Below are 24,300 nucleotides of genomic sequence, written 5' to 3'. Positions count from 1 at the left end.
CCTTTTCGGGTAGCAAAGCCGTCCCATGAAGGTAGAATGACGGCAGGTACGAGCGGTTCCCCTCGGGTTAGAACCGCTCTAGTTGCGAGAAACTTGCATCTGCATCTATCTGTCCATATATTGCGGACAGATAGTGTTCACGCGTGCCCGAATTCTGGAAATGAGCGAAAACAACGCGATCCATCACGACGAAGACGCCCATGCGGCCCTTCTGGCGGGCCGTCAGCCGGCCCTGACCGGCTGCCCCTGGCACGACGTCAATGAAATGCTGCAGTCTGCCGGCCTGCGCCCGACGCGCCAGCGCATGGCTTTGGGCTGGCTGCTGTTCGGCAAGGGTGCACGCCACCTCACGGCTGAAATGCTCTACGAGGAAGCGACGCTGGCCAAGGTCCCGGTCTCGCTCGCGACCGTCTACAACACCCTGAACCAGCTGACCGATGCCGGCCTGCTGCGCCAGGTCAGTGTCGATGGCACCAAGACCTATTTCGACACCAACGTCACCACCCACCACCATTACTACCTCGAGAACAGCCATGAGCTGGTCGATATCGAGGATCCGCATCTCGCGCTGTCCAAGATGCCGGAGGTGCCTGATGGTTACGAGATCGCGCGTATCGACATGGTCGTCCGCCTGCGCAAGAAGCGCTGAGATTCGCCGAAATCTGAGATCGTGATGGCCGGACCAAAGCGGTCCGAAGGACGAGCTGCGCTCGCCCATGCCCGGCCATTGTCGTTTCAGGCCGTCAATTCACCTGCTCGTCCGCATAGACGCCCCACAGGCGCTCCTGCTGGATCCAGCCGTCAAAGCCGTTGCCGGTGACGTGGCACCAGCTGGTGGTGCACTTTTTCACCTGCGTGACGACGCCGGCCTGGAGCTTTGCGGCCACTGCACTGTCAGTATCGGCGCGGTCATAGATCGGCGCGAGCTCGTCCTTGTGCTTCATGGTGACGACCGCAGTGCGGCGGCCCGACAGCAGCGAATGATAGACCCAGCCTTCGGCACCTTCGGAATCGCGCACCCGGCGCCAGTTCTCGAACTCGGCGGTAATTTCGACCGGCAGGCCTGCGCGGGTATAGACCCACGCCACGTCATTGTCCTTGGTTGGACCGGCCCGGACATTCACGTGATCCGATTTGAGGCTGACATAGCGCGGCACCGGCAGGCCGCTGGCGGTCTGGGGCGTCGCGGCGTCCTTCGCCGAATGCCCGGGGCCGACCGAGGCGCTCCACCAGGTGCAAACGAGCGCCATCACCGAACAAAAACGCCCCAACGCCATCAACCTGTCTCCCGTCGAGGAACCGGCTAAACCAGGTCCTCACCCCGAATTCCAAAACCTGCCGCGCAATTCCCTCCCGCCCACGCGGGTGTTCCCTAAGCCAACTTGTCTTGGCCCGGCCTTCTGCTAGAGAGGACGGACATCTGAACAACCAGTTTGCCCCGATTTTCCCGCCGGAAAGTAGGGGACAGCTTGAAGGAAACGCCGGGGACGACACGGCCAAGACAGTGTCGAACAACCGGGTTAATGAGGCCTCAACGGCCGGCCTTTGGCGACAGAGGCGGCCTGCAACGCCTCATGAGGGCAGGACATGTCGGTGAAGAAAAAGCCCCTCGTCGTGGTGACGCGCAAGCTGCCGGACTCGATCGAGACCCGGATGCGCGAGCTGTTCGACGCACGCATCAATCTCGACGACACACCAATGTCGGCCGAGCAGATCGCCGAAGCCGCACGCACCGCCGACATCCTGGTTCCGACTGTTACCGACCACATCGGCGCCGAGATCGTCAATCAACCCGACTGCAAGCTCCGCCTCATCGCCAATTTCGGCAACGGCGTGGACAATATCGACGTCGAGGCCGCGCATGCTCGCGGCATCACCGTCACCAACACGCCGAAAGTCCTGACCGAAGACACGGCCGACATGACCATGGCGCTGATCCTGGCCGTGCCGCGCCGGATGATCGAAGGCGCCATGGTGCTGACGGAGGGAAAACCCTGGGCCGGATGGTCGCCGACCTGGATGCTCGGCCACCGCATCGGCGGCAAACGCCTCGGCATCATCGGCATGGGCCGCATCGGCCAGGCGGTCGCGCGCCGCGCCCGCGCCTTCGGCCTGCAGATCCACTATCATAACCGCCGTCCCGTGGCGCCCGTCATCGCCGAAGAGCTTGGGGCGACCTACTGGGAAAGCCTCGACCAGATGCTGGCGCGGATGGACATCATCTCGGTGAACTGTCCGCACACGCCGGCGACCTATCATCTGCTCTCGGCGCGTCGGCTGAAGCTGATCCGGAAAGACGCCTACATCGTCAACACGGCGCGCGGCGGCGTGACGGACGAAGACACGCTGATCAAGCTGATCGAAGGCGGCGAGATCGGCGGTGCCGGCCTCGACGTCTACGAGCACGAGCCTGCGGTCAACCCAAAGCTGGTGCGGCTTGCGAAAGCCGGCAAGGTGACGCTGATGCCGCACATGGGCTCGGCCACGATCGAAGGCCGCGTCGAGATGGGCGAGAAAGTGATCATCAACATCCGCACCTTCCTCGACGCCCACAAGCCGCCGGATCGCGTGCTGCCGAGCATGCTCTGAGGGTGCGCAAAGACCTGTCGCGCTCAGGTGCGATGGGCCGTGAGATCTGACATCACGGGCCCATCGCCATTGAGCGGATTGGCCGGATCGCGCGCATAGCGGAGCGTCTCGAAGCGCATCGCGCGCGCGTCGATCATCAGGAGGCGGCCGACCAGGCCGTCGCCGAAACCGACGATCTCGCGGATCGCCTCCAGCGCCATCATCGATCCCATCACGCCGGCAAGCGCGCCCATGACGCCGGCCTCCGCGCAGGCCGGCACGGCACCCGGCGGCGGCGCTTCCGGAAACAGGCAACGATAGGTCGGATTGAATTCGCCCTGTTCGTCCTTTTCATGCGCACGGATGGTGGTGAGTGAACCATCGAAGGTGCCGAGCGCCGCCGTGATCAGCGGCCGTTTCGCGAAGAAGCAGGCGTCGGAGGCCAGATAGCGCGTCGAGAAATTGTCGGACCCATCGAGCACGAGATCGTAGTCGCCGATCAGGCTCAGCGCATTGTCGGCATTGAGCCAGGTGGCGTGGCCGACGAAGCGGACATGCGGATTGAGCGCCGCGATCCGCTCGGCCGCGCTCTCGACCTTGTGCCGGCCGATATCGGGCGTGGTGTGGATCACCTGGCGCTGAAGATTGGAGAGCGACACCACGTCGTCATCGACCACGCCGAGTGTTCCGACGCCGGCGGCCGCCAGATACATCAGAGCAGGCGCGCCGAGCCCGCCGGCGCCGATCACCAGCACCGAGGCCCGCTTCAGCGCGGCCTGGCCGGGGCCGCCGACATCGCGCAGCACGATATGGCGGGCATAGCGTTCGAGTTCGTCCGGGCTCAGCACCTTCTCTTACTCCTGAACCACCCCAACATTGTTCGCGACCAACGAGATGTGCTTCAATCGCAGCGCGTTCAATGGGCCGACTGGATTTGTCATGAGATCGATGCTTGCGGCAACACTGATGTTGGCATCTGCCACAGGCGCCAGCGCCCAGATGACGGCGCCACAGATCCCCGGCACCAGGCCGAAGGTCGTCCAGACCGTTCCGATCAAGCCGCCCGCCCTGCAAACGCCGTCGGAAACGGCCGACGCGATGGCGCAGGCCGAGCGGCTGTCGCTGCAATCCGACCTCGCCTGGGTCGGCGAATATAACGGCGCCATTACTGGCGATGTCAGCTCGCGCATGGTCGACGCCATCAAGGAGTACCAGAAGGCCAAGGGCGGCAAGCCGACCGGCGTGCTCAATCCGCAGGAGCGCGCGGCGCTCGCCGAAACGGCGCGGCGCAAGCAGGACAGCGTCGGCTGGAAAATCGTGACAGAGATGACGAGCGGCGCGCGGCTCGGCATCCCCTCCAAACTGGTGCCGCAGCAGGTCACCGACGCCAACGGCTCGAAATGGACCGCGCCGACCGGCACGGTGCAGGTGCTGCTGAGCCGCCACAAGGAGGCGAACCCGTCCACGGCAAAGCTCGCCGAAACCGAGAAGAAGGAGCCGGCCGGTCGCAAGGTCGATTACACCGTGGTGAAGCCCGACTTCTTCGTGCTGTCGGGCTTGCAGGGCCTGAAGAAGTTTTATGTGCGCGGCACCTTCAAGGGCGACGAAGTCCGCATCATGACGATCCTGTACGACCAGGCGACCGAGAACACGGTCGAGCCGGTCGTGATCGCGATGTCGAGCGCGTTCAATGCGTTTCCATCGGGCCCACAAGCCGGACCGCCGCCACGCAAGACCGTCGAATACGGCACCGGCGTCGTCGTCAGCGACGACGGCGCGATTCTGGCGGATCGTCTCGTCACCGATTCCTGTCTCGCCATCACCATCGGCGGCTACGGCAATGCCGACCGCATCGCCGAGGACAAGGAGCACGATCTCGCGCTGCTGCACATCTATGGCGCCCGCCGCCTGACGCCGCTCAGCCTCGCCGGCGGCGCGGCGAAGACCGTTGTCGATGTCGTCGGCATCGCCGATCCGCAAAACCAAGGCGGCGCAGCCGGCGTGTCGAGCATCACAAGCGCGCTGGCGCAGGTGACATCCAGCGATTCCGCGCTGTCTCCACCGCCGGCCGTCGGCTTCTCCGGCAGCCCGGCCATTGACGGCGACGGCAAGTTCGCCGGCGTCGCGCTGTTGAAGCCGGCGATGGTCGCAGGTCCTGCGACCGCCGCGCCCGCGTCACAAGCGGTGATGGTGTCCGCGGACACGGTGCGCGATTTCCTGAAGGCGAACGCGGTCACCGCAAACGGCACCTCGACGGATACAAAGGCCGCCGTGGTGCGCGTCATCTGCGTGCGAAAGTAGGTTGAGCGCCACCACAGGCGCAATTACCGGTCCAGTATTGGTACGGATTAGCCGGCATTCCCGATTCTGCCATCATCGTATCAGTTGATTCGGACATCCGCGGTCCCCTTTGGATCGGGCAGGGCACGTCCTGAGCGAGAAGAGCTCAGCATCGAAATTCGATGCACGTTCGCGTGGCGTTACCCTTTTAAGACCCAAGCACTCCAAAGGATTCGATTTTCCATGCACACGATCGTACTGGCCACCCAAAAGGGTGGTAGCGGCAAGAGCACGCTTGCCATCGGCCTTGCGCTGGCGGCCAAGCAGGCCGGCTTCACCGTCCGCCTGATCGAGACCGATCCGCAGGGCACCCTCTCCAGCTGGCAGCGCCGCCGCAACAATGACGATGTCGTCGTCGAGCCGGTTTATCACGCCGCCGATTTCGCACCGCGGCTGAAGATGCTGGCCGAAAGTGGCCTGCAGCTCGCGATCGTCGACACCGCGGCCGGCCTTTCCGCCGCGACCACCGCCGCGATCCGCCATTCCGATCTCTGCCTCATCCCGGCACGCCCGAGCGTCGCCGACATCGAGGCGACCGTCTCCACCGTCAGCGTCGCGCGCGCCTGGAGGCGCCCCTTCAGCTTCGTGCTGAACCAGACGCCGATCCGCGGCCAGCGCATCGACAACGCCGCCAACACGCTCGCCGAGGAAGCCGCGCTCGATCTCACTGAGGTGCTCGCACGCCCGCTGATCGCGATGCGCAACGACCACCAGGACTCGCTCGCCTCCGGCCTCGCCGTCAGCGAGTTCGCGCCGAACGGCAAGTCGACCGAGGAGATCCGCGGCCTGTGGCGCTGGATCGAGGCGCGCCTCGATCTTTCCGCCGGCCATCTCCCGATCGATCAGGGTCTGTCGGCGGCCGGCGGAATGCTGCATGCGGCCGGCGAGCTTTCGGCCGACGAGACCAGCGTTCTTCCCTCCTGAACGGGGCGATCGCTCTGGCCGGGAGAGGGCTCTTCGCTGTCCGGTGAACGCCTGGGCGACGAAGCCATCCGGCCGGCAGCCCGGCCGGATCGCTTCGCTTCGCGTTTTTTGAAAACAACCCCATGCACAGTAGACGCGCTTCCGAGCCATGGCGGCCGGTGGCGACATGCAGGCATTTGTCTCCTCGTGCGAAAACGGCCGTGCGACGAAGACGGCTTCGTTCATGTCGAATTTCGTCCAGCTCTGGGCCGGGCCTCACACCCTGCCGCGCAACCAAGCCTCACGCCGCACGATCCAACGCTCGGATCTCGACTGTCCGCCGTGATGCGGCAGCTCGATGAAGCCGACGAACTCCGCGCCGGTCTTCTGCTTGACCCGGCGCGAGGCTTGGTTGGTGGCGGCGTTGCAGACGTAGAAATGATCGAGGCCGAGGGTGAGGAAGGCGAAATCGTTCACCGCGGCGATCGCCTCCGTCATCAAGCCGCGCCGCCAGTAGGGCTCGGCCAGCCAGAAGCCGCGATTGCCTTTCAACCCTTCGGCGTCGGGCCGCAGGTGTATGTTGCCGATCGCCTCGCCGTCGCCGCCCTTCAACACCAGCACCCAGAGATGAATCTCCTCGCCGGCCGAGACCTTGTCGAGCTGCAGCTTGATGAAGGCCTTCGCCCCGTCAGCTGGGTAAGGCCAGGGCACGACGGTCGAGAGATGCCGGATGATGTTCCAATTGTCGAAATGGCGCTGGATCGCAGGCGCGTCGGACGACGCGAGCGGACGCAGGATCAGCCGTTCGGTCTCGAGCTGCGGCGTCTGCATGGCCTGCTACTTCTGACACTTCGAACACCAGAAGGTCGACCGGCCGTTCTGGGTGAACCGCTTGATCGTGCCGCCGCAGCGCGGCGTGGTGCATGTCTCGCCCTCGCGGTCATAGACCTTGAAGGAATGCTGGAAATAGCCGAGCTCGCCCGAGGTCTGGCGGTGGTCGCGCAGTGACGAGCCGCCGGCCTTGATCGCATCGTTCAGCACGGTGTGGATGGCGCCGACCAGTCGCTCGGCATGATCCGTCGGCTCGCCCCCGGCAACGCCCTTGCGTTGTCCGGCCCTGGTCGACAGCGTCGCGGCGATCCGGCGCGGCGACAGATGCGAGCGGTGCAGGGCTTCGCAGACATAGATGTTGCCGAGGCCCGCGACGACGCGCTGGTCGAGCAGTGCTGCCTTCAGGCTGGTGGCCTTGTCCCGGCAGGCGCGCGCCAGCATCGCCGCGTCGAATTCGTTGCCGAGCGGCTCGGGGCCGAGCCCGCGCAACAGCGGCTCTTGCTCGAGCGCATTGCGCGCGATCACTTTCATGTAACCGAAGCGGCGCGGATCGTTGAAAATAATGTCGGCGCCCGAGGACATCCGAAACAGCACGTGGTCGTGCGCGGAGTCTTTGCCCCTCGGATAGTGAAACTCGCCTGATACGGCCTCGTTGTCGGGCTTGATGACGCGAAACGAGCCCGACATGCCCAGATGCATCAGCAGCACGTCGCCGGAGGCGAGATCGGCCATGAGATATTTTGCGCGGCGGCCGAGCCCCGTGACGATCTGTCCCTGGAGCCGGGCGACGAAATCGGACTGGAACGGAAAGCGAAGATCCGGCCGGCGGGCCTCGGCCGCCACGATCTTCGCGCCCTCCATGACCGGCTGAAGGCCGCGGCGAACGGTTTCGACTTCGGGCAATTCAGGCATGGTCAGGCATTCACCTTATGAGGGCGGTGTGATAGCGCCATTGCGGCGGGCGGGCTATGGTCCGCCCAGTGGAGTAGACTAATGGATCGGCCGGGCGAAACCACGCATTTTGGCTTCAAGGACGTTCCCCTGGGGGACAAGCAGACGCTGGTAAACGATGTGTTTCACAGCGTGGCGTCCCGCTATGATTTGATGAACGATTTGATGTCCGGCGGCCTGCACCGGGTCTGGAAGGACATCATGATCAACACGCTGGCCCCGCCCCGCGGCGACCGGGCTTTTGCGTTGCTCGACGTCGCCGGCGGCACCGGCGACATCTCGTTCCGCGCCGCCAAGGCGGCAGGCTCGGGCTTCCACGCCACCGTCTGCGACATCAATTCCGACATGCTGGCGGTGGGCCGCGAGCGTGCCGCCAAGCGCCATCTCGAGACGCAGGTCGATTTCGTCGAAGGCAATGCCGAAGCGCTCGCCTTCGCCGACCGCAGCTTTGACGCATATACGATCGCTTTCGGCATTCGCAACGTCCCTCAAATCGACAAGGCGCTGCGGGAGGCCTATCGCGTGCTCAAGCCCGGGAGCCGCTTCCTGTGCCTGGAATTCTCCACTGTGGAGATGCCCGGCCTCGACAAGCTCTATGATCTGTTCTCGTTCAAGGTGATCCCGCCGCTCGGCCGCATGGTCACGGGCGATGCCGAATCCTACCGATATCTCGTCGAATCGATCCGCAAGTTTCCGAAGCCGAACGCCTTCGCCGACATGATCCGCGCCGCCGGCTTCTCGCGCGTGAGCTTTCAAACCCTGACCGGCGGCATCGTCGCACTGCATTCGGGCTGGCGTTTGTGATCTCTGCCATCACCCACATTTCGCGCCTGATCCGCGCCGCGTTCGTTTTTGCGCGCGAAGGCGTGTTCGGCTCCGTCGACCCGAGCCTGGTGCCGCCGCCCGGCCAGCTTGCGCTGAAGCTTGCGCGCCTCGTCGAGCGGCGCGGTCCGAAGCATGGTCCGCGGCTGTCGCGCGCCCTGACCCGGATGGGCCCGGCCTATCTCAAGCTCGGGCAATTCCTGGCGACGCGACCCGACGTCGTCGGCGTCGTGATGGCGCATGATCTCGAAAGCCTGCAAGACCGCCTGCCGCCGTTTTCGCAAGCGGAAGCCGAAGCCGCCATCGCAACGTCGCTGGAACGGCCGCTGAACGATGTCTTCGTCAGTCTCAGTGCGCCCGTAGCGGCCGCGTCGATCGCACAGGTGCATCGTGGCGAGGTGATGCGCGACGGCATCCGCAAGCCTGTCGCGGTCAAGGTGCTCAGGCCGAACGTGTCCGCCCGCTTCCGCCGCGATCTCTCCGATTTCTTCTATGTCGCGCACAAGGCCGAGGCTTATTCCGCCGAGGCGCGGCGGCTGCGGCTCGTCGAGGTCATCAACACCATGTCGCGCTCGGTCGCGATGGAGATGGACCTGCGCCTCGAAGCTGCCGCGCTGTCGGAGATGGCGGAGAACACGCGCGACGATCCTGATTTCCGCGTGCCCGAGGTCGACTGGGATCGCACCACGCACAACGTGCTGACGATGGAGTGGATCGACGGCATCGCGCTGAACGATCACAAGCGCCTGGAAGAAGCACAGGTCGATCTGCCCGATCTCGGCCGCAAGGTGATCCAGAGTTTCCTGCGCCACGCGCTGCGCGACGGCTTCTTCCACGCCGACATGCATCCGGGCAATCTGTTCCTGGACGACGCCGGCCGCCTCGTGGCGGTCGATTTCGGCATCATGGGCCGGCTCGGCATGAAGGAGCGACGCTTCCTCGCTGAAATCCTGCTGGGCTTCATCACCCGCGACTATCGCCGCGTCGCCGAAGTGCATTTCGAGGCGGGCTACGTCCCCTCGCATCACTCGGTCGAAAACTTCGCGCAGGCCATCCGCGCCATCGGCGAGCCCATTCACAACCGCACCGCCGAGGAAATCTCGATGGCGCGGCTATTGACGCTGCTGCTCGAGGTCACCGGCCTGTTCGACATGACGACGCGGCCCGAGCTGATCCTGCTGCAGAAGACCATGGTGGTGGTCGAAGGCGTGGCGCGTGGCTTCGATCCCAGGCTCGACATCTGGAAGGTCGCCGATCCCGTGGTGCGCGAATGGATCGAGCGCAATCTCGGACCTGTTGGCCGCGTGCAGGGCGCGCTCGCCGGCGGTGGCGATCTCGCCAAGGTGCTGATGCGCCTGCCCGATATCGCGCAGCGCTCGGTCGCGGTGCTCGAGCAGCTCGAGACCATGACGCGGGAAGGGTTAAGGCTCTCGCCGGAGAGCATCGCCGCGATGGGGCGCAGCGAGGGCCGCAAGAACCGCTGGCGCACCGTGGCGGTCTGGATCATCGCCGTGACCTTCATCGGCATCCTGATCGCTGTCCGGAATCTATGACGCCAAAAGCTTGATTGCACTGCAAGCATGTCAGTGATAGCATCGCTATCATTCCGTGCTGGAGGGCGCCATGGCAAGCCTGACCATCCGCAAGCTCGACGACGCCGTCAAAACCTATTTGCGGCTGCGCTCGGCCAGGAACCACAGGTCGGTCGAGGAAGAAGTCCGGGTCATCCTCAGGGAGCTGATCGAGGGCCGCGAGCAGGCGCTGACGCCGTTCGCGGTGCCGCCCGAGGCATCGCCTGCTCCTGCGACCCTACGCCCAGGCGCCGTCCCCGAGGCCAGCATCACACTGATCATCGGCGGCGGCATTGCGGCTTTCAAGTCGCTCGACCTGATCCGCAGGCTGAAGGAGCGGCGGATCGAGGTGCGCTGCGTGCTGACCAAGGCCGCCGCGCAGTTCGTGACGCCGCTCTCGGTCAGCGCCCTCTCCCATGAGCGCGTCTACACCGATCTGTTCGATCCCCAGAGCGAGTTCGACGCCGGCCATATCCGCCTCGCACGCGACTGCGATCTGATCGTGGTGGCGCCTGCCACCGCCGATCTGATGGCGAAGATGGCGAACGGCCATGCCGATGATCTCGCCAGCGCGATCCTGCTCGCGACCAACCGCAAGGTGCTGCTGGCGCCGGCGATGAACCCGCTGATGTGGAACAATGCCGCGACCCGCCGCAACCTCGCACAGCTGCAGCGCGACGGCGTTCTGCTGATCGGGCCGAACTCCGGCGAGATGGCCGAGGCAGGCGAGGCCGGAATCGGACGCATGTCCGAGGCGATCGAGATCGCCAATGCGGCCGAGAAACTGCTGCGGCCGCCGGTGCCGCGCCCGCTCGCCGGCAAGCGTGTTCTGATCACCGCAGGCCCGACCCACGAGCCGATCGATCCGGTGCGCTACATCGCCAACCGCTCCTCGGGCAAGCAGGGTTTTGCCATTGCCGCCGCAGCACAAGCCGCGGGCGCCGAAGTGATCCTGGTGAGTGGCCCGGTGGATCTCGACGATCCCGCCGGCGTCAAGGTCAAGCGCGTCGAATCCGCGCGGCAGATGCTGGAGCAGGTGCAGGCAGCGCTTCCCGCCGACATCGCCATCTTCGCCGCCGCGGTCGCGGACTGGCGCGTCGCCAATGAGGGCGAGCAGAAGCTGAAGAAGACGTCGGCCGGCATGCCGCCGCTTCAGCTGGTCGAGAACCCCGACATCCTCGCGACGATCTCGAAGCTCGCGGAGAAGCGCCCGCCCCTGGTGATCGGCTTTGCCGCCGAGACCGAGCACCTCATCGACAACGCGAAGTCAAAACTCGCGCGCAAGGGCTGCGACTGGATCGTCGCCAACGACGTCTCGCCCGCGTCAGGCGTGATGGGCGGCGACCGCAACACCGTGCACCTCATCAGCAAGAATGCTGAGAACAACGGCGAGATCACAGTTGATTCCTGGCCTGTCATGACCAAGGAACAGGTCGCCATCGAACTGGTCGCGCATATCGCCGAAAGCGTGACCGACAAATCCGCCGACAAACCCTTGGAGCCTGCCTCTTGAGCAGCAAAGTCACGGTCGAACTGCAGCGCCTGCCCCACGCCGAAGGCCTGCCGCTGCCGGCTTATCAAACAGCCGAAGCCGCCGGCCTCGATTTGATGGCGGCGGTGCCGGAGGGCGAGCCGATGACGCTTGCAGCAGGCCAGCATGCGCTGGTGCCGACGGGGCTGGCAATCGCGTTGCCGCCGGGACACGAGGCCCAGGTGCGGCCGCGCTCGGGACTTGCCGCCAAGCACGGCGTCACGGTGCTGAACTCCCCGGGCACCGTCGACGCCGACTACCGCGGCGAGATCAAGGTGATCCTGATCAATCACGGCCCCTCGCCCTTCGTGATCAAGCGCGGCGAGCGCATCGCGCAGATGGTGATCGCGCCGGTGCTGCAGGCCGCGCTGGTTCCGGTGGCGACGCTGTCCTCGACCGATCGCGGCGCCGGCGGGTTCGGCTCGACGGGGCGATAGCGCGGACAGACGTCGCGTCGAATCGATCCACAGCGGCGCTCTTTCCGTTCCCTCCCCCCTTGTGGGGGCAGGGAACGCACCGGTGTTGGAGCGCGATCGAGTCTCGTCCGTCAGCAGCTGACGCGCCTTCTCACCCGCAGAACGACTGTGACGGGAACCCCGCGCTCCGCATTTTTTTGGGACCGCGTTTGCGTTCACGATCTGGACTCTTACCGGTGGAGTCGCGGTGAGGGTATTGTCGTTTGATTCGCGCGCGACGGGGGTCGCCGCGCGCGTCAATTCGTGCGGTCTTGGGGCAACTATGTCAGGCGTGATCGTGTCGATGCGTCGGACGCTGCTGTCGTGCACATCCTTGGCGCGGAACAGCTTGTTGGGAGGCGCTCTCGCAGCGCTACTGCCGGCTGAGCCGGCTGATGCCGCCGACCTCGTCGACACACTCTCGATATTGCTGGATTTCAACCGGCAGGAACTCGCGGTGCTGGCCACCGCGCTGGCTCTGCTCGGCTTCACGGTCGTGGCCGCGATCCTCTTGATGCGCACGCGGGTCCGTACCGCGAAGAACGAAGCGGCGCTGCTCGGGCGAATCAGGGAACTTCAGCTGCAGGCGGACCGCTTTGGTGCGCTGCTGTTTGCCGAACCGCAGATCCTGATCTCCTGGCCCGCCGGCGACGATCGCGCGCAGATCTCGGGTGACATCTCCATGGTGCTGCCGCGCGATTCGTCGCCGCAGCGCGTGCTTGCCTTCGGAACCTGGCTGCCGCCGGAACCGGCGCTGCAGATGGATCACGCCGTCGATGGCTTGCGCGAACGCGGCGACGGCTTCCAGCTCACGCTGAGCACGGCCAACGGCCATACGCTGGAAGCGCTCGGCCGCGCCATCGGCGGCCAGGCCATTGTCCGGATCCGCGAACTCTCCGGCTTGCGGCGCGATCTGGCTGAAACCAATCTGCGCTACAGGGCGCTTTCCGACGAAACCGAGATGCTGCGCGGCTTCGCTTCTGCCGCGCCGTGGCCGATCTGGGCCAAGGGCGAGAACGGCGCGCTGACTTTTGCCAATCCGGCCTATGTGCGCGCCACGGAAGCGACCAGCATCATCGATGCCCAGGAGCGCAAGCTCGAGCTGCTCGACAGCGCCGACCGCGCCGCCATGGAACGCAGCCTGAAGGACACCGCGGGCTTCACCTCGCGCCTGCCGATCGTGACCGGCGGCGAGCGGCGCATGTACGACGTACGCGCCGTCAATGTCGGCAACGGCAGTGTCGGCGTCGCGATCGACGCCAGCGAGGCGGATGCGCTGAGCGCCGCGCTGGTGCGGATGGCGGAGGCGCATCGCCGCACGCTCGACCAGCTCTCCTCAGGTGTGGCCGTGTTCGACGGCCAGCGGCGCCTCGCCTTCTACAACGATTCCTACCGGCGGCTGTGGGACCTCGACCGCAGCTTCCTCGACGCCAATCCAGACGATTCCAGCGTGCTCGACCAGCTTCGCGCCGCGCGCAAATTGCCGGAGCAGCCGGACTTCCGCGCCTGGAAGGCCAAGCTGCACGAGGCCTACCGTGCCGTCGAGGCCGCCAAGGACACCTGGTACCTGCCCGACGGCCGCGCCCTCTCCGTCGTCACCACGCCGAACCCCGAAGGCGGCGTCACCTATCTGTTCGACGACGTCACCGCGAGCCTCGAGCTCGCCCGCCGCTTCGACGGCATGATCCGGGTCCAGCGCGAGACGCTGGACAGCCTCGCCGAGGGTGTCGCCGTGTTCGGCAGCAACGGCAGGGCGCAGCTGTTCAATCCGGCCTTCCTGCGGATGTGGAAGCTGTCCAACGATTCGATGCGCGAGCAGCCGCATATCCAGACGGTCGAAGGCTGGTGTCATCAGCTGTTCGACGACCCGGTGGTCTGGCGCCAGATCCGCGAGGCCATCACCTCGATCGAGAACCGCGCCGACGTGCCGCTGAAGCTCGAGCGCAAGGATGGCAGCGTGCTCGACGGCATGATCCGTCCGCTGCATGACGGCGCGACCATGCTGACCTTCCTCGACATCACCGACACCGAGAATGTCGAGCGCGCGCTACGCGAGCGCAACGAGGCGCTGGAGACGGCCGACCAGATGAAGGTGGATTTCGTCCATCACGTCTCCTACGAGCTGCGCTCCCCGCTCACCACCATCATCGGCTTCGCGCATTTCCTCAGCGACCCCTCGACCGGACCGCTGACGCCGAAGCAGGCCGAATATCTCGACTACGTCACCAAATCGACCAATGCGCTGCTGGCGCTGACCAACAACATCCTCGATCTCGCCACCATCGATGCCGGCGCGATGAAGCTGGAGCTAGGCCCGGTCGACGTCAGCAAGACCATCGAGCTCGCCGCCGAAGGCATCCAGGACCGCCTCGCCACCGACCGCATCCGCCTCAAGGTCGAGATCGCCCCCGATGTCGGCAGCTTCGTCGGCGACGAGAAGCGCGTGGTGCAGGTGCTCTATAACCTGCTTGCGAATGCCGTCGGCTTCTCGCCGCAGGATTCCACCGTCGGGATCAGCGCGCGCCGCACCGCGCGCAGCGTGGTCTTCATTGTGACAGATTCCGGACCTGGAATACCCGCCGACATGAAGGACAAGGTGTTCAACTGGTTCGAAAGCCGCTCCCAGGGCTCGCGTCATCGCGGCGCCGGGCTCGGATTGTCGCTCGTGCGCTCCTTCGTCGAGCTGCATGGCGGCAAGGTGCAGGTGGATTCGGCCGTCGGCAAGGGCACGGTCGTGATCTGCGACTTCCCGACCGACCAGGCGGCGCACCGCGACGCCGCCGAATGAGCGAACCGGCCACATTCTCCGTCGCGCTTGTCGACGAGACGGCCACCGCGCAATTGATGGCCGATCTCGCGCTGCTGGTCGGGCCGGGCGATACCATCACGCTGACGGGTGATCTCGGCGCCGGCAAGACCGCCGCGGCCCGTAGCCTGATCCGCTATCTCGCCGGCGACGACGAGCTGGAAGTGCCGAGCCCGACCTTCACGCTGGTGCAGAGTTACGAGCTGCCGGCCTTTCCCGTGATGCATGCCGATCTCTATCGCGTCGAGGACGAGAGCGAGCTGGAGGAGATCGGGCTCTCGCCGTTGCCGGAGGCGACGCTGGCGCTGATCGAATGGCCCGAGCGCGCCCCGTCGGCGATGCCCGCCGACCGCATCGATATCGCGCTGACGCATCGCCCGGCGCTGGGCGCGAATGCGCGGGCCGCCGACATCACCGGCCATGGCAGGGCCGCTGTCGCCATCGCGCGGCTGAAGGCGTTACGCGAATTCCTCGACTTCTCGGGTTACTCGGATGCGACGCGCAAGCGCATGCCCGGCGACGCCTCGACACGCTCCTATGCGCGGCTGATCCGCGACGATGGCGTCGTCATCCTGATGAACTCGCCGCAACGCCCCGATGGCGCGGCGATCTACAACGGAAAGTCCTACAGCGCCGCGGTGCACCTTGCCGAGAACGTCAAGTCCTTCGTCGCCATCGACGAAGGCTTGCGCGCGGCGGGAATCTCGGCGCCCGAGATCCATCATTGCGACCTCGAGCACGGCTTTCTGATCTCGGAAGATTTCGGCAGCGAAGGCGTGATCGAAGGCGATCCGCCGCGCCCGATCGCCGAGCGCTACCAAGCCGCAACCGACGTGCTGGCCGTGCTGCACGGCAAGACTCTGCCGGAGACGCTGCCCGTGGACGGGCAGACCTACACCATTCCCGCCTTCGACACCGAGGCGCTGCTGATCGAGATCGGCTTGATGCCGGAATGGTACCTGCCCGACCGCAACGCGCCCCTGAGCGACGAGACGCGCGCGGAATTTTTTGCGATGTGGCGCGAGCTCTTGAAGAAGCCGCTGGCCGCGCCGAAGACCTGGATCATCCGCGACTATCACTCGCCGAATCTGATCTGGCTTGCCGATCGTAGCGGCGTGGCGCGTGTCGGCGTGATCGACTTCCAGGACACCGTGCTCGGGCCGCACGCCTATGACGTGGTGTCGCTGCTGCAGGATGCACGCATCGACGTGCCTGAGACCCTCGAGCTGACGCTGCTGTCGCGCTACATCAAGGCGCGCCGGGCAGGCGATGCGAGCTTCGATCCGGCCGGCTTTGCCGAGCTCTATGCCATCATGTCGGCGCAGCGCAACACACGCCTGCTCGGCACCTTCGCCCGGCTCAATCGCCGCGACGGCAAGCCGCATTATCTGCGTCACCAGCCGCGGATCTGGACCTATCTCCAGCGCTCCCTGGCGCATCCGGCGCTCGAACATTTGCGCGACTGGTATCTCGCCAACGTCCCGCCGCCGCGATCCTGAGTGGGAGCGGTTTACCGGCTGTTAGCCATCACACCGGTATCATCGCCGGCGGGCAGCCGGACAAATACGGGGCTGGAGCAAGGGCGGATGGCGGTCAAGACGGACCAGCGCGGGAACAGCCGGGTTGTTTTCGAACGCGGGATTTCGGCCCAGATGATGGGCATTGACGGCACATGGCGGCGCGAATGCACCATGGAGGACGTCTCCGAGACCGGCGCCAAGCTGACCATCGACGGTTCGGTCGAAGGCCTGCACCTGAAGGAATTTTTCCTGCTGCTGTCGTCCACCGGGTTGGCGTACCGGCGCTGCGAACTGGCCTGGGTGAATGGCGACCAGATCGGCGTCAATTTCCTCAAGCCGGGTGACAGGAAGAAAACGGCGCGTTCCACAGCCGTCGAGGCGTGAGGGCAACACACGTCGTACAACCGTTACGGCGGGCGGCTAAGGCGGTCGAGAGGCGGTGCGGCCCATCCGTGATCGTGCTAGGGTTGCTGCGAACGCGAATTCAGAGGTTTCGAGAAAGCTTTAGGATGTCCGTCAAACCGACCAAAGCCATGGTGCTCGCCGCAGGGTTCGGCCTGCGCATGCGGCCGCTGACGGACAAAATGCCGAAGCCGATGGTGCCGGTGGCCGGCCAGCCGCTGCTCGACCACGTGCTCGACAAGCTCGGTCGCGCCGGCGTCACGGAGGCGGTCGTCAATGTGCACTATCTGCCCGACCAGATCATCAATCACACCGCAACACGCCAGCATCCGCGCGTGACAATCTCGGACGAGCGCGACCAGGTGCTCGGCACCGGCGGCGGCGTCGTCAAGGCGCTGCCGCTGCTCGGCGATGCGCCGTTCTTCCACGTCAATTCCGACACGCTGTGGATCGACGGCGTGCGCTCCAATCTGACGCGGCTCGCGGAAAATTTCGATCCCGCACGCATGGACATCCTGCTGCTGATGGCGCCGACCGCGACCAGCATCGGCTATAGCGGCCGCGGCGATTACGGCATGCTGCCCGACGGCGCCTTGCGCAAGCGCAAGGAAAAAGAGATCGTTCCGTTCGTCTATGCGGGCGCGGCCATCCTGTCGCCGACGATCTTCGACGGCGCACCGCAAGGCGAGTTCTCGCTGACCAAGATGTTCGACCGCGCCAATGAGCAGGAGCGCCTGTTCGGCCTCCGCCTCGACGGCGTCTGGATGCATGTCGGCACGCCCGATGCGGTGCATGCCGCGGAAGAGGCGTTTTTGGAGAGCGTGGCGTAGGGCAGCGAACAGCGGGGACGATTTCATCCCCACCCATGACCATTCGAGCGCGCCTGCCTATATTGCCCTGATCCCCGAATCAGGCGGCCCATGCGCGTCTTCAGCGTTCCCCTTTCAGTTCCCTTCCTGCGCACGATCGTCGCAAGCCTGCTCGACGGCCGGCTGGTCGAGGGATTCGAGGCGCGCAAGGAACCGGCGCGGCTGGCGGATGCCACGCTCTACCTGCCGACGCGGCGCGCCATGCGCGTCGTCCGCGAGATATTTCTCGACGAGATGGCGGCGGATGCCGTGGTGCTGCCGCGCATCGTGGCGCTCGGCGACATCGACGAGGACGAGCTCGCTTTCGCGGACGAGGGCGAACAGTTTTCCGGTGCAACGCCGCTCGACATTCCGCCGCGGCTCGGCGAGCTCGAACGGCGGCTGACCTTGGCGCAGCTGGTCGCGGCGTGGGCCAAGGGCCCGGTGCTGGCGCCATTGGTGGTCGGCGGCCCCGCCTCGACGCTGGCGCTGGCCGGCGACCTCGCCCGTCTGATCGACGACATGGTGACGCGCGGCGTCGAATGGAGCAAGCTCCGAGGACTGGTGCCAGATCAGCTCGATCAATATTGGCAGCATTCACTCCAGTTCTTGAACATTGCCAGCGAGACATGGCCGAACCATCTCGCCGAGATCAACCGGATCGAGCCCGCGGCACGGCGCGACCTGCTGATCGCGGCGGAAGCGAAGCGCCTCACCGCGCATCTCCACGGGCCCGTGATCGCGGCAGGCTCGACCGGCTCGATGCCGGCTACCGCAAAATTCCTCCACGCGGTGGCCTCCCTGCCGCATGGCGCGGTGGTGCTGCCGGGCCTGGACACCGATCTCGACGAGGATTCCTGGCGCAGCATCGGGGGGGTGCGCGATTCGCTCGGCAAGTTCGCGGAGCATCCGGCGTCGAACCATCCGCAATACGCCATGCATGCGCTGCTGGATCGTCTCGGCATCAAGCGCGGCGATGTCGAGATTCTCCAGCCGCCCGCCGAAGGCGGCCGCGACCTGCTCGCATCCGAATCGATGCGGCCGTCGGCGAAGACCGAAGTCTGGCACGACCGGCTCAAGCGACCGGATGTCGCTGCAAGGATAACGGGCGGGATGAAAAATCTCGCGGTGGTCGAAGCACCAAACCCTGAAATGGAAGCGCTCGCGATCGCCATTGCCATGCGCGAGGCGCGGCATCTCGACAAATCGGCGGCGCTGGTGACGCCCGACCGCGCGCTGGCGCGACGGGTGATGGCCGCGCTGACGAGATGGAATCTCGCATTTGATGATTCCGGCGGCGACGTGCTGATGGAAACCGCCGCCGGTGTGTTTGCTCGCCTCGCAGCGGAAGCCGCAACCAAGGGGCTGGAGCCGCCGACGCTGCTGGCGATCCTGAAACATCCGTTGTGCCGGCTCGGCCGCGCACGCGGTGCATGGAAGGCCGCGATCGAAGACCTCGAGCTTGCGGTGTTGCGCGGTACACGCCCTCCCGCGGGCACCGGCGGTCTTTTGCGGGAATTCAATCGCTTTCGTGAAGAACTGACGAAGCTGGGGCGCGGCGAAGCCTCCGCGCTGCACAAGGCGGAGCCGCGCGCACGTCTCGGGGCCGAGGATCTCGACCGCGTCCAGGCGCTGATCGACGCGTTACGGCAGGCCTTGGCGCCGATCGAGAGCCTCGCATCACCAAAACCGTTCGACTTCGCCGAGCTCGCGCACCGGCATCGCGAGATCATGATCGAGCTGTCGCGCGACGAACAGGGCATTCCGCTCGCCTTCGAGGAGCGCGAAGGCCTCGCCCTCGCCGGCGCCTTCGACGATCTCCTGCGCGGCGGCACGACCAGCGGGCTCATGGTGACGTTGCCTGATTATGCCGAGACGTTCCAGACCGCGTTCAGTGATCGCGCGGTGCGGCGACGCGACAAGCCCGGCGCGCGCCTGCAGATCTATGGCCCGCTGGAATCGCGCCTGATGCAGGCCGACCGCATCATCATCGGCGGCCTGATCGAGGGCGTCTGGCCGCCGGCGCCGCGCATCGACCCCTGGCTGAGCCGGCCGATGCGGCACGAGCTCGGCCTCGACCTGCCGGAGCGCCGCATCGGCCTCTCCGCCCACGACTTTGCGCAGCTGCTCGGCGGCGACGAGGTGATCCTCACGCATTCCGCCAAGGCCGGCGGCGCGCCGGCGGTGGCCTCGCGCTTCCTGCATCGGCTGGAGGCGGTCGCCGGCGACGAGCTCTGGAAAGCGGCTGTCCGCGCCGGCGAAAAATACGTGCAATTCGCGGCCGCGCTGGACCAGCCCGCCGAGGTCAAGCCGATCAAGCAGCCCGAGCCGCGCCCGCCGCGCGCCACCCGGCCACTGAGAATGTCGGTGACCGCGATCGAGGACTGGCTGCGCGATCCCTACACGATCTACGCCAAGCACATCCTGCGGCTCGATGCGCTCGATCCCGTCGACATGCCGCTGTCGGCGGCGGACCGCGGCTCCGCGATCCACGAGGCGCTCGGTGAGTTCACCGAGACTTTCGCCGCACATCTGCCTCCCGATCCCGCCCGCGTGCTGCGCGCGATCGGCGAGAAGCATTTTGCGCCGCTGATGGAGCGGCCCGAAGCGCGCGCGCTGTGGTGGCCGCGCTTCCAGCGGATCGCGCACTGGTTCGCCGAATGGGAGACCGCGCGCCGCGACGCGATCGAGGCGATCACGGCGGAGACCCGCGGCGAGATCTCGATCCCGCTCGATCACGGGCGCAGCTTCCGCCTCTCCGCCCGCGCCGACCGGATCGAGCGGCGCCAGGGCGGCGGCTACGCCATTCTCGATTACAAGACCGGCCAGCCGCCGACCGGCAAGCAGGTCCGCATGGGCCTGTCGCCACAGCTGACGCTGGAAGCCGCGATCCTGCGCGAGGGCGGCTTTCCCGGCATCGATGCCGGCGCGTCGGTGAGCCAGCTCGTCTATGTCCGCCTGAGCGGCAACAATCCACCGGGCGAGGAACGCATCCTCGAGCTCAAATACAAGCAAGGCGATGAGCCGCAGCCGCCGGACACCGCAGCCGCCGAAGCGCGGGCCAAGCTCGAGGCGCTGATCCGCGCCTTCGAGGACGAGAACCAGCCCTACACGTCGCTGAACCTGCCGATGTGGACCAACCGCTACGGCGCCTATGACGATCTCGCCCGGATCAAGGAATGGTCCGCGGCCGGCGGTCTGGGGATCGAGGAATGGTGAAGCTGCCCCGTCCCATCCCCGACGAGGTGCGCGCGCGGCAGCAGCGTGCGTCCGATCCGACCGCGTCGGCCTTCGTGTCGGCCAATGCGGGCTCGGGCAAGACCCATGTGCTGGTGCAGCGGGTGATCCGTCTGCTGCTGTCCGGCGTGCCACCGGAAAAGATCCTCTGCATCACCTTCACCAAGGCAGCCGCCGCCAACATGGCCGAGCGCGTGTTCACCACGCTTGGCCATTGGGTCACGCTTGACGACACCGGACTCGATGCCGCGATCCGCGCCGTCGGCATCTCGCATCCCAATGCAAAGCTGCGCCGCGATGCGCGAAAGCTGTTCGCCTGCGCGCTGGAGACGCCGGGCGGCCTGAAGGTGCAGACCATCCACGCGCTGTGCACCCGCTTGCTCCAGCAGTTCCCGTTCGAGGCCAATGTGCCGGCGCGGTTCGCCGTGATGGACGACCGCGACCAGTCCGAGATGATGGAGCGCGCCAATCTGAAGGTATTGCTGGAGGCCGCGCGCGATCCGGACAGCGTCACCGGCCGCGCGCTGCTGACCGCGATGGCGAGCGCCGCCGACGTGACGTTCAAGGAGGTCGTGCGCGAAGCGTGCCTGAGCCGCGACCATTTCATGGCCTGGACCGATGAAGCCGGCAACGCAGGCGCGGCAGCCGAGCAGATGGCGGCCGTGCTGGGCGTCGATGCGGGCGACCGCATCGACGATGTGGAGGCCGAGATTCTCGACGGCCCTTATTTGCCGCGCTCGCGCTGGGACGACATCGCCTTTGCGCTGGAGGACGGCAGCAAGTCCGACAACGACCAGGCGAGCCGGCTCCGCGAGGCAAAAGCGTTTTCCGGCGCGGCGCAGGTCGACGCTTACCTCGGCGTCTTCCTCACCGACGAAAAGCTGCCGCGCAAGGCCGTCCTGACCAAGAAGTTCGGCGAGCACAATCCGTCCGTCGCGCGCCTGTTCGACAATGAGGCATCGCGCCTCTGTGGACTGGTCGAGAAGCGCCGCGCGGTGACCATGCGCGACCGCACCGCCGCGCTGCTGCATATCGCGACCGCCGCCGCCGCAAACTACCGGCGCGAGAAGCTGGAACGCGGCCTGCTCGACTATGACGACCTCATCGACAAGACGCTGGCGATGCTGAACCGCATCTCCTCGGGCTGGGTGCATTACAAGCTCGACCGCGGCGTCGATCACGTCCTGATCGACGAGGCGCAGGACACCAGCCCGCGGCAATGGGACATCGTCGCGCACATCATCTCGGAATTCACGACCGGAGAAGGCGCCCGCGAGGGACTGAACCGCACCGTGTTCGCCGTCGGCGACGAGAAGCAGTCGATCTTCTCGTTCCAGGGCGCGGCGCCCCACGAGTTCGATGCGCGCCGGCGCGAGTTGCACCGCAAGTTCACCGCGGCCGGGCTGAAATTCGATCCGGTTGCCTTCACCTATTCCTTCCGCTCGGGCGCGGCGATCCTGCACTCGGTCGACCACGTCTTCCGCGAGCCCGCGATCTACAAGAGCATTCATTCCGTCGAGATCGGCCATCCCCTGCACAATGCGCTCGCCGATGCCGGCCCCAGTGTGATCGAGCTTTGGGACCTCGCCGAAGCCGACGACCGGCAGGAGATCGAGGGTTGGCGCGCGCCGTTCGACGGCGTCGCCGTCACCAGTCCCGAAGTAAAACTCGCGCGCCGCATCCAGGCCGAGATCAAGCGGCTGGTCGAGAGCGGCACGCTGACCGGGCACGAAGGCGAACGCCGCCCCCTGCGCTACGGTGACATGCTGATCCTGGTGCGCCGGCGCGGCAATGCCTTCGACGCGGTGATCCAGGCACTGAAGCACGCCGGCGTCCCCGTCGCCGGTGCCGACCGGCTGAAGCTGACCGAACACATCGCGATCATCGATCTGATGAACCTCGCCGACGCGCTGCTGCTGCCGCAAGACGACCTCGCACTGGCGGTGGCGCTGAAGAGCCCGCTGTTCGGTCTCGATGACGACGATCTCTTTACGCTTGCCCATGACCGCAAGGGATCGCTGCGCCGGGCGCTCGGCGAACACGCCGCGGACAACGAAAAATTCACGGCCGTGCTGCGGCGCCTGGAAGCTTGCGAGATTCGCGCACGCGAGGAGACGCCGTTCGCGTTCTATGCGTGGCTGCTCGGCGGCGATGGCGGTCGCGCGCGCATCCTGCGCCGGCTCGGCCACGAGGCCAATGACGCGCTCGACGAGTTTCTGGAGCTGGCGCTGAATTGCGAGCGCAAGGCACCGGCCTCGCTGCAGGGCTTCATGGCCTGGCTGCGTTCGGCCGACACCGAGGTGAAGCGCGACATGGAGATTTCGCGCGACGAGGTGCGCGTGATGACCGTGCACGGCGCCAAGGGCCTGGAAGCTTCCGTCGTGTTCATGGTCGACACCACATCGTCGCCCGCGGACTCGCAGCGTGTCAGGCTGATCCACGTGCCGCGCGGCAATGGCGGCGAAGTCGTGGTCTGGGCCGGGCGCAAGGCTGATGATCCCAAGCCGGTCGCCGACGCGCGCAGGGCGATGCTGGAGGAGACCGAGGATGAATATCGCCGCCTGCTCTATGTCGCGATGACGCGCGCGGCCGACCGGCTGATCGTCGGCGGCTGCCTGCCGGGCAACATGCGCTCGGTCCGCAAGCTGAGCTGGTATGACCTCATCGACACCGGGCTATCAGGCTCCGGCCTGGACAAGCAGACGATCGAGACGCCGCTCGGCAAGGTGACCCGCTTCACCCGGCCGGAAGATGTCGCTGCGCTCGGCACGCCGGCAACTTCCGTCGACCACACGGTCACGCTGCCGGATTGGCTGCGGACACCGGTGGCGCAGGAGACGGTCGACGACGATCCGGTGCGCCCGTCCGGCCAGCCGGCCGAGGAAGGCCGCAGCGTGCGATCGGGCGAATCGGTGCAGTCGCGCGCGCTGGCGCTGCAGCGCGGCACGCTCGTTCACCGGTTGCTGCAGTCCCTCCCTGATATCGCCATTGAGCGGCGGCGTGCGGCCGCGCTCGGCTTTATGAGCCGCAATGCCGCCGCATGGCCGGAGGCCGATCGTGCCGCGCTGGCCGACAAGGTGCTCGCCCTGATCGCCGAGCCGCGCTTCGCAGCCGTCTTTGCCGCCGGCAGCCGGGCGGAGGCCGCCATCGTCGGCCGGCTGGAGCGGCCGGGCCGCGCCCCGGCGCTGGTGTCGGGACAGATCGACCGGCTGGTGGTGACGCCGGACGAGGTTCTGATCGTCGATTTCAAGACCAACCAGACCGCGCCGAAGAGCGCGGCCGAGGCGCCCGCTGCTTATGTCAGGCAGCTTGCGCTGTACCGGGCGGTGCTGTCGCGGCTTTATCCCCAAAAGACCATCCGTGCCGTCCTGCTCTGGACAGAGGCCCTTGAATATATGGAGATTTCTGCCCCCGCGCTGGACGCGGCGCTGGCATCCCTTCATCTCGGTGTGAGCGTCCTTGACCCGGCAAGGGGCCGTTCATAGGTTGACGGCATGATCCCGGGCGCGATTCCC

Annotated in this window: 18 protein-coding genes; 14 read left to right on the top strand and 4 right to left on the bottom strand. The window is 66.2% G+C overall.

Annotation, left to right across the window (positions count from 1 at the left end):
* The first annotated feature begins 160 nt into the window (after window positions 1-160).
* On the top strand, window positions 161-649 hold the full coding sequence (irrA, locus tag ACVW16_RS18550) for an iron response transcriptional regulator IrrA (RefSeq protein WP_456700598.1): 489 nt from the start codon (window positions 161-163) through the stop codon (window positions 647-649).
* A gap of 94 nt (window positions 650-743) precedes the next feature.
* On the opposite strand, the gene ACVW16_RS18545 is transcribed toward irrA, so the two are convergent.
* A complete protein-coding gene (locus tag ACVW16_RS18545) occupies window positions 744-1,277 on the bottom strand; it encodes an SH3 domain-containing protein (protein ID WP_456736749.1) in 534 nt (177 codons plus the stop codon).
* A gap of 310 nt (window positions 1,278-1,587) precedes the next feature.
* Between ACVW16_RS18545 and ACVW16_RS18540 the strand changes: the two genes are divergently transcribed.
* Window positions 1,588-2,589 (top strand): 2-hydroxyacid dehydrogenase, encoded by a 1,002-nt coding sequence (locus ACVW16_RS18540; RefSeq protein ID WP_092236756.1) that lies wholly within the window; start codon window positions 1,588-1,590, stop codon window positions 2,587-2,589.
* 23 nt (window positions 2,590-2,612) lie between these two features.
* Here ACVW16_RS18540 and ACVW16_RS18535 read toward each other — a convergent pair whose 3' ends face one another.
* On the bottom strand, window positions 2,613-3,416 hold the full coding sequence (locus tag ACVW16_RS18535; protein WP_456700596.1) for a HesA/MoeB/ThiF family protein: 804 nt from the start codon (window positions 3,414-3,416) through the stop codon (window positions 2,613-2,615).
* A gap of 91 nt (window positions 3,417-3,507) precedes the next feature.
* Between ACVW16_RS18535 and ACVW16_RS18530 the strand changes: the two genes are divergently transcribed.
* Together ACVW16_RS18530 and ACVW16_RS18525 are read left to right on the top strand one after the other, a co-directional pair.
* Entirely contained in the window at window positions 3,508-4,869 is a 1,362-nt protein-coding gene (locus ACVW16_RS18530; protein WP_456738991.1) for a serine protease, read from the top strand.
* A gap of 222 nt (window positions 4,870-5,091) precedes the next feature.
* Window positions 5,092-5,832: a nucleotide-binding protein gene (locus tag ACVW16_RS18525; RefSeq protein WP_456736750.1), complete on the top strand. Its 741-nt coding sequence runs from the start codon at window positions 5,092-5,094 to the stop codon at window positions 5,830-5,832.
* 255 nt (window positions 5,833-6,087) lie between these two features.
* Here the strand turns inward: ACVW16_RS18525 and ACVW16_RS18520 are convergent, their stop codons facing one another.
* Window positions 6,088-6,642, bottom strand: coding sequence for a GNAT family N-acetyltransferase (locus ACVW16_RS18520; protein WP_456736751.1), 555 nt, complete (start codon window positions 6,640-6,642; stop codon window positions 6,088-6,090).
* Window positions 6,643-6,648: 6 nt separating this feature from the next.
* Window positions 6,649-7,554 carry a bifunctional DNA-formamidopyrimidine glycosylase/DNA-(apurinic or apyrimidinic site) lyase gene (gene mutM / locus ACVW16_RS18515; RefSeq protein ID WP_456736752.1) on the bottom strand — a complete coding sequence of 302 codons (906 nt, stop codon included), beginning with the start codon at window positions 7,552-7,554 and terminating at the stop codon, window positions 6,649-6,651.
* A gap of 81 nt (window positions 7,555-7,635) precedes the next feature.
* Here mutM and ubiE point away from each other — a divergent pair, with 81 nt between their 5' ends.
* The 10 genes from ubiE (at window position 7,636) to addA (ending at window position 24,270) form a co-directional block, all read left to right on the top strand.
* Entirely contained in the window at window positions 7,636-8,397 is a 762-nt protein-coding gene (ubiE, locus tag ACVW16_RS18510; RefSeq protein WP_456736753.1) for a bifunctional demethylmenaquinone methyltransferase/2-methoxy-6-polyprenyl-1,4-benzoquinol methylase UbiE, read from the top strand.
* Window positions 8,394-9,968, top strand: a complete 1,575-nt coding sequence (gene ubiB / locus ACVW16_RS18505) for a 2-polyprenylphenol 6-hydroxylase (RefSeq protein WP_456700591.1) — start codon at window positions 8,394-8,396, stop codon at window positions 9,966-9,968. The genes ubiE and ubiB overlap by 4 nt, the downstream gene beginning before the upstream one ends.
* Window positions 9,969-10,038: 70 nt before the next feature.
* Complete coding sequence (gene coaBC / locus ACVW16_RS18500; protein WP_456736754.1) at window positions 10,039-11,499, top strand: bifunctional phosphopantothenoylcysteine decarboxylase/phosphopantothenate--cysteine ligase CoaBC; 1,461 nt, start codon at window positions 10,039-10,041, stop codon at window positions 11,497-11,499.
* Window positions 11,496-11,954 (top strand): dUTP diphosphatase, encoded by a 459-nt coding sequence (dut, locus tag ACVW16_RS18495; RefSeq protein ID WP_456700589.1) that lies wholly within the window; start codon window positions 11,496-11,498, stop codon window positions 11,952-11,954. Before coaBC ends, dut begins: the two co-directional genes overlap by 4 nt.
* Window positions 11,955-12,255: 301 nt before the next feature.
* On the top strand, window positions 12,256-14,760 hold the full coding sequence (locus ACVW16_RS18490; RefSeq protein ID WP_456736755.1) for an ATP-binding protein: 2,505 nt from the start codon (window positions 12,256-12,258) through the stop codon (window positions 14,758-14,760).
* A complete protein-coding gene (tsaE, locus tag ACVW16_RS18485; protein ID WP_456736756.1) occupies window positions 14,757-16,277 on the top strand; it encodes a tRNA (adenosine(37)-N6)-threonylcarbamoyltransferase complex ATPase subunit type 1 TsaE in 1,521 nt (506 codons plus the stop codon). Before ACVW16_RS18490 ends, tsaE begins: the two co-directional genes overlap by 4 nt.
* 87 nt (window positions 16,278-16,364) lie before the next feature.
* On the top strand, window positions 16,365-16,682 hold the full coding sequence (locus ACVW16_RS18480; RefSeq protein ID WP_456700586.1) for a PilZ domain-containing protein: 318 nt from the start codon (window positions 16,365-16,367) through the stop codon (window positions 16,680-16,682).
* A gap of 125 nt (window positions 16,683-16,807) precedes the next feature.
* Complete coding sequence (locus ACVW16_RS18475; protein ID WP_456736757.1) at window positions 16,808-17,530, top strand: nucleotidyltransferase family protein; 723 nt, start codon at window positions 16,808-16,810, stop codon at window positions 17,528-17,530.
* 90 nt (window positions 17,531-17,620) lie between these two features.
* Window positions 17,621-20,767 carry a double-strand break repair protein AddB gene (gene addB, locus ACVW16_RS18470; protein ID WP_456736758.1) on the top strand — a complete coding sequence of 1,049 codons (3,147 nt, stop codon included), beginning with the start codon at window positions 17,621-17,623 and terminating at the stop codon, window positions 20,765-20,767.
* Window positions 20,761-24,270, top strand: coding sequence for a double-strand break repair helicase AddA (gene addA, locus ACVW16_RS18465; protein ID WP_456736759.1), 3,510 nt, complete (start codon window positions 20,761-20,763; stop codon window positions 24,268-24,270). Before addB ends, addA begins: the two co-directional genes overlap by 7 nt.
* Window positions 24,271-24,300 lie beyond the last annotated feature (30 nt).

The organism is Bradyrhizobium sp. USDA 4474 (assembly GCF_054057515.1).
The sequence above is the reverse complement of the archived record's forward strand: the minus strand, read 5'-3'. Positions and strand labels throughout refer to the sequence as shown.